Raw genomic sequence first — 13260 nt, forward strand, 5'->3', positions numbered from 1 at the left:
GGCGCCTGATGCGTATCGCCGCGCTGTTAGCGGTCTTTAACAGAACGATGTGCTTGCCAATGTGCGCGCCATGCAACGGAGAGGTAACCGCAAGCGCAAAGGCGACCGCCACCGCGCTGTGAACCGGCTTTCAGATATGCAACCAATAAAACCGGAAATTCCGGACATTGAATCGGAATCTGTATGGGCAATCCTGCATTAAGGTCTATTGAAAGTCCGCAGGTTCCACGGCATCCGGCGACGACTTCAATGCAATGACCGGGTATTGCCATGCCAGCATGAACTGCTTTGCCCTAACGAATCCTGCGTGCCATGCTTACGCTCTGAATAACCCGTGCTCGCCGCATCGCGTGTGCTTCGCATCGCGCTTCGCGTCGTACGCCGGCGGCGAGCCCCGCTGCGCGAACCCATCCATTACCCTTAGACTGTCAACTTCATGCAAGGCGCACGAGGCCGGGAAGCAACGTTTTGTCGCAATCAGTCATCTCCGCATTGACCGCCCCATTCACGCACGCACTGACCTCGATACATCGGGAGATTCATATGGAGCATGCGTACGTCCAGTTATTGCACCTGCTAGCGGGGCACACTGGATGGACGTTGGCCGTCGTCTTCCTTGCCGCCTTTCTCGAAGCGGTTGCCTTTATCGGCACATTCGTGCCGGGCAGCACCGCGCTGTTCGTGGCGGGTGCCCTCGTCGGCACCGGCACGCTCAATCTTGGCTGGCTGCTCGCCATCGCCGTGGTCGGCGCAATCGCGGGCGACGGCATCAGCTACTGGTTCGGCCATCGCTACCGGGACAGGATCGCCGGAGCCTGGCCGTTTCGCACCCATCCTCGGCTGCTCGAACGAGGCCATCAGTACTTCGAAAAGCACGGCGCGAAGGCGGTCCTGTTCGCCCGCTTCGTCGGGCCGTTGCGCGCGGTCGTGCCGGTCGTCGCTGGCATGCTGCAGATGCCGCCCGGCCGCTTCTATGCGATGAACGTGCTGTCCGCGGTGCTGTGGGCGCCCGCGCATATCCTGCCCGGCGTCGTGTTCGGCGCGTCGATACAACTGGCCGGCGACGTGTCGTTCCGGCTCGTGGCGGCGCTTGCCATCGTCGTCGGCGCCGTATGGCTCATCTACATCGCCGCGCGCTTCATCCTTTCGCATGCGCGCGCGTGGTCGGTCAGCTCGCAACGCAGCGTCGTGCTGTGGGCGCGCCTGCATCGCCGGAGCACCGCCGGCCGCTTCGTGCTTCACATCGTCGATCCGTCGCAACAGCACAGCGTCGTGCTCGTCGTCGCGATCTCGATCATCGTGCTGCTCGGTGCAGGCATTTTCTTCGGCGTGCTGCAGGATGTCGTGCACGGCAATCCGCTCGTGCAAACGGATGCGTCGGTCTATCGCTTCATGCGCGCGATCCACTCGCCATGGTTCGCCGAAGTGCTGACACGTTTCACCGCGCTCGGCACGGTGCCCACGTTAACGGCGCTGATCGCGACCGGCGTGCTGTGGATGGTCGCCGAGCGCCGCTGGCGCACCGTCGTCTACTGGGTGATCGCGGTCGCGTTTTCACAAATGCTCATCATCGGCATCCAGTTGATCGTGCATCGCGCGCCGCCGTGGAGCGGCAGCGACTACGCCTACGCGTTCCCGAGCAATCACGTCGCGGCGAGCGTGATCGTCTATGGCTTTCTCGGCTTTATCCTCACGCGCCGGGTCGGCATCTTCAGCGCCATTGTCGTGACGACGGTCGGCACCGTGATCCTGCTTGCGATCGCCTTCGCGGGACTGTACTCGGGCCTCTATGCATTCTCCGACGCGATCGGCGGCGCCGCGTTTGCGGCGGTCTGGGTGGCGATCGTTGCATTCACCGCGGTCTGGCGCAATCCGCACGCGTCGCCGAAGCGCCCCTGGATGCCGCTGGTCGTGCTCGCCGTCATTTGCGGGAGCGTGGTGCTGCAATACCGCTTCCGCCCGGACTCGCTTGCGATACCGCCGATGGTGCCGCGCGCGCCGATCGTCGTGAGCGAGGCGCAATGGACCGATTCGCTTTGGAAGACTTTCCCGTGCTATCGCTCTGACCTGAAGGGCGATCGTCGCGAGCCCATCACCGTGCAATGGACCGCCGATGCCGGCCAGATCGAAGCGCAACTGGGCAGCCGCGGCTGGGTGCCCGGCACGCGCGTCTCCGCGCACAGCCTCTTTTCGCTGATCTCGCCAAATGTGCCCGCGATGGACCTGCCTGTGCTGCCGAAGCTCAACGACGGCGAACCGTCCACGCTGATTTTCGCGCGCCAGCGCGAGCGCCGCGACGAGCGCGACGTGCTGCGCTTCTGGCCGACCGGTTACGCGGTGCAGCGCAGGGCAGGCGCCGCCGCGACACCGATCTGGCTCGGTTCGCTCGTGCACGAGCGGCTGCTGCGCCCGTCATGGCCGTTCAACGTATTGCGCACCGACCGGCAGATCGATCCGATGATTTCCGAACCGGGCGGACCAGAATGGCAGGCGTTGGAAACGTCGCGCAGCATCGGCTGCAAGGGGGTGCCGGTCACGCTCATTGCGCATTGAATGCCGCAAGCGTATGCCCCCATGGTGCGCGCGGCTTTCAACCATGCAACAATGCTCGGGACCGGAGCGGCCGCCGCCCGCTTTTAGCTCGACTTCGGCTTGAACCCGCGGCGCCACGCAAGGAGACATTTCTGTGATCGAGTTTCCTGCCGCGGCAGTCGCGACATGGGGCAGCGCACTGGTATTCGTCAATGTGCTGATCGCACGCCTCGGCATACCGATTCCCGCGGTGCCGCTGCTGCTGTTCGCCGGCGTGGCGATCGTCGACCATCGGCTGTCGTTCTGGCACGTGCTCGGCGCGGCGATGCTCGGCGCGATGATCGGCGACGGTGTCTGGTTCACGGCGGGCCGTGTACTCGGCCGCCGGCTTATCCACGGTCTCGCGCGTTTATCGGTTACGGTCGAAAAGCGTGTCAGAAAAGCACGCGCGCTGTTCGTTCGCTTCGGGCCCGGCATCGTCGCGGTGTCGAAGTTCATTCCGGGTCTCGCGATCATCACACCGCCGCTGATGGGCACGACACGCGTGCGCCCCCTTATCTTTTTCGCATGGGATGCGCTCGGCGTGACCGCGTGGGCCACGTTCTGGCTGCTCGGCGGCGCGCTGTTCGAGCGGCACTTGCGCATGTTCATCGTGGAAGTGCGCCGGCACGGTTGGTCCGCGATCGACGTGCTCATCGCGCTTGCGCTTATCTATCTGCTTTACCGGCTGATCCTGCGCTGGCGCCTGCAGCCGCCGCTCACGCTCGCGCGCATCACGCCGGAGCATGTCGAGGCGATGCTGCGCCCGGCCATGCCGCCCGTCATTCTCGATGCGCGCCCCGAACCGGTGCGGCAGCAGGAACCGTATCGGCTGCCGCGCGTGATGACAGTCGAAGCCAATTCGCTTGAAGAAGTGGACGAGGTGGAACGCAATACGGTCGTGTATTGCGTGTGCCCCGATCACGAAACCGCGCGCGCGTTATCGCAGCAGATGCGCGAGAGGGGTTTCAAGCGCGTGCGTGCGGTCAAGGGCGGCCTCGATGCATGGGAGCGGCGCGGCTATGCGGTCGAGCCGGTGCCGCCCAATCGCGGGCGATATCGTGACGAGCCGGACGATGTGTCGTTTGAGGAAGAATCGACGTGTCGGGTCACGCTGCGCGGCATTGCCTAGCCTTGACACGTCACGCTTAAGAGCCAGTCAAGGCATCAAGGCTTGACGCCGGCCTTGAGATTAACGAAACCCGCCGCTGAAGCCGGCGCCCCCGCACCGGCAACCACGATACGGTCGCGCCCCTGCGCTTTCGCCTGATAGAGGCTGCGGTCCGCTTCAAGCAGCCACGTGTGATAGTCGGGCATATCGGGCATCAGTTGCGCAATGCCCGCGCTGATCGTGCACGGGCACGATGCATCAGGCTCGCGTGCCTGCTCGCGCACGCGCAGCAGCAATTCTCGCGCGATCGCCTGGGTCTCGCGCAGGGTGGCGCCGGGCAGCACGACGCCGAATTCCTCGCCGCCATAGCGGCCGATGCTGTCGCCCGCGCGAAAATGGCTTTGCAGCATACCGGCGAACGCAACGAGCACGGCGTCGCCGGCCGGATGGCCGAGCGTATCGTTGATCTGCTTGAAGTGATCGAGATCGATCAGCAGCAGGCACGACGCGTAGCTGTTCGCCCGGCAGCGCTCGAATTCGAGCGCGAGTTGCCCTTCCCAATGGCGGCGGTTCCAGAGCCGGGTCAGCCCGTCTGTACGGCTCAGGTGTTCAAGGTCGCGGGTGCGCGCGGCGAGCTTTTGCGACATCCGGTACATCGCCCAGCCAAGCGAGATCGGATAGACGATCAGCAATGGCAGACTCGCGACGATGGTCGCCATGGTCGACATCGGGGTAAACGTGAGGCCCAGCACAGCAGCGCCGATCACGACGCCAGCCGCATGCGCGGCGATGCCGCGCGCAAAGAAACGCACGCCGTCCGCGGCGATATTGTCCATGCTGAGCATGACGAGAATCACGACGCTCGGCAGCACATTGAATTGCATTGCAACAATCCAGAAGCCGCCGAAAATCGAGTCGATCATCAGATTGAGCCGCTCGCCGCGATACGGGACGGCGCCGGCAAGCGCCGCGCGGCGCGCGACATGCGGCCAGATAATGCCGTGGAATACGGCGAGGCTCCACATCGCAACGCCGCGCTGCTGGCCGAGAAGAACCGAACCGACGCAAAGAAAACCGAGGCCGAGGCCAACAATGCGTAACCGGTAGTTACGCTCGACAAAACCCGCGCCCTTGCCGGTCATACCGCCCGCCGCCTTGTCCGTCGTTCGATCCGTTTCTGACGCCATCTGGCACCTGCGCAAAGAACAGCGGGATTCAAGAACAGTTAATAAATACACGCGACGGTGCGTCGCGATATACCTGTAAAACACGACGTGCTTAATACGGTAAAAATTCTACCAGTTTATCGATGCCGCGCTGCACGATACGAAGGTTTTTCCATTTTCGCGGATCAGTCGCCACGTCGCCGTAAATCGGCTTAACCCGAATGCGCCGGCATTTCGTTAAAGGGCGATTAATCATCAGTTTTTACAGGCAAAATCGGTCATGGGTTTGTCATCTCGTCGACACACTTGCCACTCAGCATCGATGGTTCACGCGACCAACCTGGGAGGCACACGCCATGCCGGAACTTTCCTTTCCGCAAGCGGGTTCAACAACCGGAAAAGGCCGCAGTGTCGGCCTCATCATCTTTTTGCTTGTCATCGTCGCGGGCGCGATTTATTGCGCGACGCATCTGATCGACGATTTGCAGACCGTCCGGCAATCGTCGTTCCTGCCCTATCTGCTGCTTGGCATCGCGCTTTTAATCGCCCTTGCCTTCGAGTTCGTCAACGGCTTTCACGACACCGCGAATGCGGTGGCAACCGTCATCTATACCCATTCGCTATCGCCGAATATTGCGGTGGTCTGGTCCGGTGCATGGAACTTCCTCGGTGTCCTGACTTCGACCGGAGCGGTCGCCTTCGGCATCCTGCAGTTATTGCCGGTGGAACTGATCCTGCAGGTCGGCAGCAGCGCCGGCTTCGCGATGGTCTTCGCGCTGCTGATCGCGGCGATCATCTGGAACCTCGGCACGTGGTATCTCGGCCTGCCGTCGTCGAGCTCGCACACGCTGGTCGGCTCGATCATCGGCGTAGGCCTCATGAACCAGCTGCTGCACGGCGCATCGGGCACGAGCGGCGTGGACTGGAACCAGGCGCTCGGCGTCGGCAAGTCGCTGCTGTTTTCGCCGGTCGTCGGCTTTCTGCTGTCGGGCTTGCTGCTGCTCGTGCTGAAAGCGGTCGTTCGCGTGCCGGATCTGTACAAGGAGCCGGCCGGCAACGAGCCGCCGCCGTTCTGGATTCGCGCGCTGCTGATCCTCACCTGCACCGGCGTGTCGTTCGCGCACGGCTCGAACGACGGTCAGAAAGGCATGGGCCTCATCATGCTGATCCTGATCGGCACCGTGCCGACCGCGTATGCGCTCAACAAGGCGGTCTCGCCCGCGCAGACGCAGACCTTCCTCGCGGTGTCGCAACAGGCCGCCGCCGCGTTCGGCAATTACACGAACGGCGCGCCGCCTTCCGTTGCGCCGCGCGCCGACGTCGAGCGCTACGTGCAAACGCGCCAGCTGCAGGCGACCACACTGCCCGCCCTGCAGCAACTGGCCGCACGCATCGGCGAACAGGTCGGCGCGTCCGGGTCGCTCGCGAACGTGCCGCAGGACAAGGTCAACAACGTGCGTAACGACATGTATATCGCGTCCGAAGCAATCCGTCTGATGGAAAAGGCGAAGTCGCCCGCGTTCTCGGAGAACGACACCAGGGCGATCGACAACTTCAAGAAGCAGATCGACAACGCGACGAAGTTCATTCCGACGTGGGTGAAGGTTGCGGTCGCGATCGCGCTCGGTCTCGGCACGATGGTCGGCTGGAAGCGCATCGTCGTGACGGTCGGCGAAAAGATCGGCAAGCAGCATCTGACCTACGGCCAGGGTGCGTCGGCCGAACTCGTCGCGATGCTGACGATCGGCGCCGCGGATGCATACGGCTTGCCGGTGTCGACCACGCACGTACTGTCGTCGGGCGTGGCCGGCACGATGGCGGCGAACGGTTCGGGCCTGCAGTGGAGCACCGTGCGCAGCCTGATCCTCGCATGGGTGCTGACGCTGCCCGCATCGATCGCATTGTCGGCCGGCCTCTACTGGCTGTTCCGGAATCTGTTCTAATGCGCGCGGCGGTCGCTAAAGGCTGAAGCCAATACCAAAGCAATGGCTAAAGCGATAGCGACCGCGGTAATAAAAAACGCGGCAGAGTCACACACTCTGCCGCGTTTTCCTTCTTTAGCTTCTTGGCGTGGCGTGCCCGCATCCGGGCACCGCATCGGCGCACCGCATCGGCGCGCCGCAGTATCAACGCGGCGTCAATACAACTCGGGCACGATCATCTCGGCCGCCACCGGCTGCCGGATATACTCGGGATGATGAACGCGCTCGGGCAGCGTAACGGCCGGATGCTCGACTTCGTTATACGGCACCTGGCTCAGCAAATGGTGAATACAGTTCAGGCGCGCGCGCTTCTTGTCGACCGCCTGCACGACCCACCACGGCGCCTCGGGAATATGCGAGCGCTGCAGCATCACTTCTTTTGCCTGCGTGTACGCTTCCCAGCGCCGACGGCTTTCGAGGTCCATCGGGCTTAGCTTCCACTGCTTGAGCGGATCCTGAATGCGCGCCTGAAAGCGGATTTCCTGTTCTTCGTCGGTAATCGAAAACCAGTACTTGAGGATCTGGATGCCGCTACGCACGAGCATTTTTTCAAACTCGGGCACCGAGCGGAAAAATTCTTCGTACTCCGCGTCGTTGCAAAAGCCCATCACGCGCTCGACACCCGCGCGGTTGTACCAGCTCCGGTCGAACAGTACCATTTCGCCGCCGGCCGGCAGGTGGCTCACATAGCGCTGGAAATACCACTGCGTGCGTTCGCGGTTGTTCGGCGCCGGCAGCGCGGCGACACGGCACACGCGCGGATTGAGCCGCTGCGTAATGCGCTTGATCGCCCCGCCCTTGCCGGCCGCGTCACGGCCTTCGAAAATCACCACCACGCGGTGGCCGGTCTGCACGATCCAGTCCTGCAGCTTGACCAGTTCGCCCTGCAGCCGGAACAACTCGCGGAAATAGCGCTTGCGCAATGCGCGCGCTTCGTCGGATACCGCTCCCTCGCCGTCGAGGATGCGGTCGTCGACTTCCATTTCCAGTTCCTCGTCGTACGCGTCGATGAGGTCTTCTTCGAAACGCCGCTGCCGGGCGGCCAGCGTAGTCGGGTCGTTCTCCCGGTCGAACTCGTTCATCGCGTTTCTCCACGGTTGCGCGTTGCGCTCGAATAGCAACGCCAAAAGATCGATTATCGAAGCGCCAAATGTCAACTTTGTTACCTGACAGCGCGATGTAATCGAAGGGGCGTCCGAAGAGTTTACCGTAGCCGTTTCGCGAAGCTCAGTTGATGGCCGTCGGGGTCGCGGATATGGAAATATCGCTCACCCCACGTGGCGTCGGCGGGCGCGCTTTCCGGCGAGAGACCTGCGGCGAGCGCGCGCCGATAGAGCGCATCGACGTCGGACACGTGGATGACCACGCGCCCCCACCAGTTGATCGGCCCATGCGTTTCCGCAATGAGGTTCAAATGCGAGCCCCCGAATGCGTATGACGTAAAGGCCGCGTCGGAGCCGCCATAGGCGAATGGAAAGCCGAGCGCGGCGTAAAACTGCACGGCACGCGCCATATCGCGCGTGCCGAGCGTGACGGCATTGATGGATTCGATGCGCGGCGCCTGCTGCTCAGCCAGTGGCGTGGGATGCTTCGGGCTTCTGGACATCGCGCTCCTCCATCCAGCCTGCTCCTGCTACTGGATCACGCGCGTCACACCGCGTCCGCGCGGGTCCGACATCGGCTCCGGCGTATCGCCGTTGATCTTGATTGCCTGCACATCGCCGTTGAAGCTCTGCGCTTTCAGCACGTAGCCCTTTGCTTCGACCTGCTTCGCAAGATCGCCGTCGATCGGCGCATACGGTTCCCAGAAGATCGTATTCGGCGGCAGCAGCTGATGATGAAAACGCATCGCGGCAACGGCGTCCTTCAACGGCATGTTGAAATCGTACACGTTGTTGACCACCTGGAAAATCGTTGTGAAGATGCGTGAGCCTCCGGGCGTGCCGATCACGAGCGACACCTTGCCGTCCTTCGTGAGAATGGTCGGCGTCATCGACGAGAGCGGGCGCTTCTTCGGCTCGATCGAATTCGCGTCGCTGCCCACCACGCCGAACATATTCGGCACACCCGGCTTCGATGCGAAGTCATCCATTTCGTCGTTGAGGATGATGCCGGTGCCTTGCACGACGACGCCCGAACCGAAGTAGCCGTTGAGCGTATACGTATTCGACACCGCGTTGCCCCACTTGTCGACCACCGAGAAGTGCGTCGTTTCCGCCTTTTCCGGCATCGAGGTGCCGAGCCCCGCCACCACGCTCTTCGTATCGGACGGCGCATTCGGATTCACTTCGGCCGCGCGCTTCGCCAGATACGCATCGTCGGTCAGTTGCGCAACCGGCACCTTGTAAAAGTCGGGATCGCCGAGATACTGCGCGCGATCTGCAAATACGCGCTTTTCGATCTCCGCCAGCAGGTGAATGTATTGCGGAGAATTCAGATCGACGCCGTTGAAATCCTGCTTGAGGTCCGCCTTCATGTTGAGCAATTGCACGAGGCCGATACCACCGGAACTCGGCGGCGGCGCCGTGATGACCTCATAGCCGTTCCACTTCGCCTCGATCGGCTGGCGCCATACGGCCCGGTAATCGTGCAGGTCGCGCTTCGTGATGAGCCCATGCCCGCGCATCGACGCCGCGATCTGATCGGCGGTCTTGCCGTGATAGAACTCTTTGGCACCCTTATTCGCGATACGCGTGAGCACCGCGGCAAGGTCGGGCTGCTTGAACGTCTCGCCCGCTTTCATGCCGCCAAAATAGGTATCGAAGTTGGTCTTGCCCTCGAAGCCTTTGGCGGCATTGTCGCGCCGCTGCATCAACTGCTCGTCGACGACAAAACCATCGCGCGCATATTTGATGGCGGGCGCGAGCACCTGCTTCCATGTCAAACGGCCGAAACGATGCTGCGCTTCCCCCATGCCGGCCACCGTGCCCGGCACACCGGCCGCGTAATAACCGACCAGGCTTTTGCCCTTGATCACCTCGCCCTGATCGTCGAGGTACATGTTGCGCGTCGCGGCCAGCGGCGCGCGCTCGCGATAGTCGATGAAGTACGGCTTGCCGTTCACATACAGCGTCATAAAGCCGCCGCCGCCGATATTGCCGGCTTCGGGATAAGTCACGGCAAGCGTAAATGCAATGGCGACCGCGGCATCGACCGCGTTGCCGCCTTCCTTGAAGATCTGCTGCGCGGCATCGGCGCTGTATTTATCGGCGACCGCAATCGCCGACGCTGAAAGCACGGCGGGCTGGCCGGCAGGCGCCCTTGCATAGACCGGCGTCGCTTCGAGAAAGCCCGCCGAAATGGACCCGAGCCCGGCAAACGCCAGGCTCGCGATGGAGCGTTTCGTTTTATTGTTGGCCTGCATTGGCTGTCCTCCACGACACGAATGACACGATACTCAAAAGTTCGTAAGAAAGTCTGTCATGGGCTTATAACATGCTAAAGCGCCATTGCGAACCCCGCCGCAGGCGTTTATCGCGCATGCGGCGGTGCGGCGCAGCGACCGGCGACGCTCAGGCAGTAACGCTCAGGCAGTAACGCTCAGCAGCAACGCTCAGCAGCAACGCTCAGTAGCAACGCTCAGCAGCAACGTTCGGCAGCAACCTCAGGCCGCGGCCTTCGAGTTCAGCACCTGTTCCGCCACTTCATCGACGGCGGACTTCGTGAGACGCACGATCTCATCGACGTCCGCGCGCGTCGCGACGCGCGGCGGCGCAAAGCCGAGCATGTCGCCATGCGGCATGGCGCGCGCAATCAGGCCGCGCTGGAACGCGGCGGCCGACACGCGCGGCCCGACCTTCAACACGGGATCGAACGGCCGGCGTCCGTCCTTGTCGGCCATAAATTCGAGTGCAGCAAGCATGCCTGCCCCGCGCACTTCGCCGACGAGCGGATGCGCATCGAATGCCGCATGCATCTGCTCGCGCAGATAGGCGCCGGTTTGCACGGCCTGTTCCGTGATGTTTTCGCGCTCGAGAATATTGAGGTTGGCGAGTGCCGCGGCCGCGCAGATCGGGGGCACGGTCGCGCCTGCGAGCAACGTCAACCGGACCTCGCCCCGCCGACGCGACGTTAAACGCTGCCGCGCTTGCCGCGTGCGAGTTCGTCACCGCTGCCGTGCGGAAGACGCGCGGTCACGGGAATCGACGCGCAGGAGAAGAGTCCGACCACGAGAAAAGCCGGCCAGAAATCAGACCACACGATCGCCTGGTGGCCTTGCAGCACATGCGAAATCTGCAGCACGATGCCGGCGATCGTCACGCCGAGCCCGAGCGACAGTTGCTGGATCACGCTCGACACGCCGGTCGCGCGACCTACGTCGCGGCTCGGAATGTCCGCGTACGCAAGCGAGTTCAGCGATGTGAACTGCAGCGAAGGAAAAATGCCGCCGACCAGCACGATGCACCAGATGAGCCAATGCGGCGTGCCCGGAAAGAAGAGCCCGTAGACCGCGATCGCGCAGCCCGCGAACGCCGCGTTATAGATCAGCACCGTTCGGAAGCCGAAGCGTGCGAGCACGCGCGACGCGATCGTCTTCATAAAGATCGCGCCGAAGGCCGACGCGCAGGTAATCGATCCGGACTTGAACGCGGTCATGCCAAGTCCTTCCTGCAACGCAAGCGGCAATAGGAACGGCACCGCGCCCAAGCCGACGCGAAACAGCGATCCGCCCACCACGCTCGCATGAAACGACGGAATGCGCAGCAGCTTGAGATCGAGCACCGGCGATTCGACACGGCTTGCATAGAACCAATAGACGAACAGCAGCGCGGCGCCGAGCGCGCACATTGCGAACGTCGCGCTGTCGGACACGAGCCCGGTGCCGATCAGCGAAAGCCCGAGCATCAGCAATGCGGCGCCGCTTGCCGACAGCAGGAAGCCGAACCAGTCGAGCCGGCCCGGATGCGGTTCGCGCAGGTTCTGGATATGCCGGTTGGTGAGCCAGATGCCGAGAATCCCGATCGGCACGTTGACGAAGAAAATCAGCCGCCAGTGCAGATAGGTCGTGATGAAGCCGCCGATCGGCGGTCCGACCACGGGCCCGAGCAGCGCGGGCACCGTCAGATAGTTGACCGCGCGGATGAACTCCGACTTCGGCATCGAGCGGAAGATGATGATGCGCCCCACCGGCACCATCAGCGCGCCGCCGACACCTTGCACGAAACGTGCGGCAACGAGGGTGGCAAGCGAAGTCGAAGCGGCGCACATCAACGAGCCGACGACGAAAATGCCGATCGCCGTGCGAAACACGGTGCGAGAGCCGAAGCGGTCGGCCACCCAGCCGCAGATCGGAATAAAGACGCCCAGGCCGATCACGTAGCTCGTGACCGCGAGTTTCAGCGTGATCGGGTCACTGCCGAAATCGCGCGCAATCACCGGCAGCGAGGTGACGATGACCGTCGAGTCCACGTTCTCCATGAACATCGCGCAGGCGACGATCAAAGGAACAATAAAGGCGCCTAATGCAAGCGGCATGCAAGGGCTTGAAAATGGACGCCGCGGTATCGCGACCGCTTAACCGTACGATTAGCGGTTACGATACCGCGGCAGAAACGACATGCTGGTTACGCCGCCGAGTGAGGCTGATTGCGGCGCAAATTGCGACGCCAATTACGGCGCCAATTACGGCGCTGACCGCGGCGAAGCGCTTAGCGCGATGCGCCGACCAGCGGCTGAAGCACCGGCAGGATCTCGGCGGCCGCGCGCTCGACGTCATTCGGGAAGTCGATTTCGATCCACGGTGCGCCGGTCACATCGGCCGTTTCGAACACATGGCTGCGTTCGAGCAGCAGATCGCGCACCGCTTCTTCGTGCGGCAGGTTGGCGCGGCCGCTATCGATATAGCCCGCGACGATCTCCGCAAAACGCCTGGCCGTCTCTTCACGCAGACGGAAGAAACCGATCGATTCACCGATCGTGTCATACGTCAGATTGGCCGCAACCTGCTTGCGCAATTCGACCGGCACGCCGTCTTTCAGGCACAGCTTCACCGGCTCGTCGCCGGTTTCGAAGTCGCGGTCGATCAGCAGGCGGTTCGCGTGCTGGCCTGCCACGAGCGGGGCCAGGATGCGCTCGTCGTACAGCACGTCCGCATCCATCAGCAGCACGTCGCCGCCGCGCGTCAGCGCATCGGCGACCGTGTGCACGGTCAGCACGCTGCCGAGGTCGTAGCGTGGGTTCAGCATGATTTCGACGGGCCGATGCCAGCCGATCCGCTTCAACTCCGCTTCCACCGATTCGGGCTGAAAGCCGAGCGCGAGCACGACTTCATGCACGCCTGCCGCATCGAGCATCTGCAGATGACGCTCGAGCAGCGTCATGCCGTCAAAGCGCAGCAGGCACTTCGGGTATTGTTCGCCGGGCTGTTGCTGAAGACGCAGGCCGAGGCCCGCGGCAAGAATGATGGCGCGCATTCGCGGTCCTTCTGTTT

General features: G+C 62.9%; 9 protein-coding genes and 1 pseudogene. 3 read left to right on the forward strand and 7 right to left on the reverse strand.

All coding sequences use genetic code 11. The annotated features are described in order from the left end of the window. Positions 1-543: 543 nt before the first annotated feature. On the forward strand, positions 544-2553 hold the full coding sequence (locus ACYPXD_RS04975) for a bifunctional DedA family/phosphatase PAP2 family protein (RefSeq protein WP_459708135.1): 2010 nt from the start codon (positions 544-546) through the stop codon (positions 2551-2553). A 133-nt stretch (positions 2554-2686) separates the two neighbouring features. Beyond that, positions 2687-3703: a VTT domain-containing protein gene (locus ACYPXD_RS04980; protein ID WP_459708138.1), complete on the forward strand. Its 1017-nt coding sequence runs from the start codon at positions 2687-2689 to the stop codon at positions 3701-3703. Positions 3704-3738: 35 nt separating this feature from the next. On the opposite strand, the gene ACYPXD_RS04985 is transcribed toward ACYPXD_RS04980, so the two are convergent. Then, the gene (locus ACYPXD_RS04985) at positions 3739-4869 is read right to left on the reverse strand and encodes a diguanylate cyclase (RefSeq protein WP_459708140.1); all 1131 of its coding nucleotides are present in this window, start codon (positions 4867-4869) and stop codon (positions 3739-3741) included. A 335-nt stretch (positions 4870-5204) separates the two neighbouring features. On the opposite strand from ACYPXD_RS04985, the gene ACYPXD_RS04990 reads away from it, so the two are divergent. After that, complete coding sequence (locus tag ACYPXD_RS04990) at positions 5205-6791, forward strand: inorganic phosphate transporter (protein WP_459708142.1); 1587 nt, start codon at positions 5205-5207, stop codon at positions 6789-6791. 194 nt (positions 6792-6985) lie between these two features. Here ACYPXD_RS04990 and ppk2 read toward each other — a convergent pair whose 3' ends face one another. The 6 genes and pseudogenes from ppk2 to ACYPXD_RS05020 form a co-directional block, all read right to left on the reverse strand. After that, positions 6986-7912 carry a polyphosphate kinase 2 gene (gene ppk2, locus ACYPXD_RS04995; protein WP_459708144.1) on the reverse strand — a complete coding sequence of 309 codons (927 nt, stop codon included), beginning with the start codon at positions 7910-7912 and terminating at the stop codon, positions 6986-6988. Positions 7913-8034: 122 nt separating this feature from the next. Beyond that, positions 8035-8436 (reverse strand): VOC family protein, encoded by a 402-nt coding sequence (locus ACYPXD_RS05000; protein WP_459708146.1) that lies wholly within the window; start codon positions 8434-8436, stop codon positions 8035-8037. Positions 8437-8463: 27 nt separating this feature from the next. Then, positions 8464-10194 carry a gamma-glutamyltransferase gene (gene ggt, locus ACYPXD_RS05005; protein ID WP_459708148.1) on the reverse strand — a complete coding sequence of 577 codons (1731 nt, stop codon included), beginning with the start codon at positions 10192-10194 and terminating at the stop codon, positions 8464-8466. A 240-nt stretch (positions 10195-10434) separates the two neighbouring features. After that, positions 10435-10845: pseudogene (locus ACYPXD_RS05010) on the reverse strand (aminotransferase class III-fold pyridoxal phosphate-dependent enzyme); the annotation flags it as partial. Positions 10846-10901: 56 nt separating this feature from the next. Further along, on the reverse strand, positions 10902-12305 hold the full coding sequence (locus tag ACYPXD_RS05015) for an MFS transporter (protein WP_459708150.1): 1404 nt from the start codon (positions 12303-12305) through the stop codon (positions 10902-10904). 173 nt (positions 12306-12478) lie between these two features. Continuing rightward, positions 12479-13243: a phosphocholine cytidylyltransferase family protein gene (locus ACYPXD_RS05020; protein ID WP_459708152.1), complete on the reverse strand. Its 765-nt coding sequence runs from the start codon at positions 13241-13243 to the stop codon at positions 12479-12481. Positions 13244-13260 lie beyond the last annotated feature (17 nt).

It is taken from the genome of Paraburkholderia sp. 2C (genome assembly GCF_054589215.1).

Bases quoted from the DNA above. Each gene is read 5' to 3' on its own strand.
- ACYPXD_RS04975 (WP_459708135.1), top strand. From the start codon at position 544: ATGGAGCATGCGTACGTCCAGTTATTGCACCTGCTAGCGGGGCACACT.
- ACYPXD_RS04985 (WP_459708140.1), bottom strand. From the start codon at position 4,869: ATGGCGTCAGAAACGGATCGAACGACGGACAAGGCGGCGGGCGGTATG.
- ACYPXD_RS04990 (WP_459708142.1), top strand. From the start codon at position 5,205: ATGCCGGAACTTTCCTTTCCGCAAGCGGGTTCAACAACCGGAAAAGGC.
- ppk2 (WP_459708144.1), bottom strand. From the start codon at position 7,912: ATGAACGAGTTCGACCGGGAGAACGACCCGACTACGCTGGCCGCCCGG.
- ACYPXD_RS05000 (WP_459708146.1), bottom strand. From the start codon at position 8,436: ATGTCCAGAAGCCCGAAGCATCCCACGCCACTGGCTGAGCAGCAGGCG.
- ggt (WP_459708148.1), bottom strand. From the start codon at position 10,194: ATGCAGGCCAACAATAAAACGAAACGCTCCATCGCGAGCCTGGCGTTT.
- ACYPXD_RS05015 (WP_459708150.1), bottom strand. From the start codon at position 12,305: ATGCCGCTTGCATTAGGCGCCTTTATTGTTCCTTTGATCGTCGCCTGC.
- ACYPXD_RS05020 (WP_459708152.1), bottom strand. From the start codon at position 13,243: ATGCGCGCCATCATTCTTGCCGCGGGCCTCGGCCTGCGTCTTCAGCAA.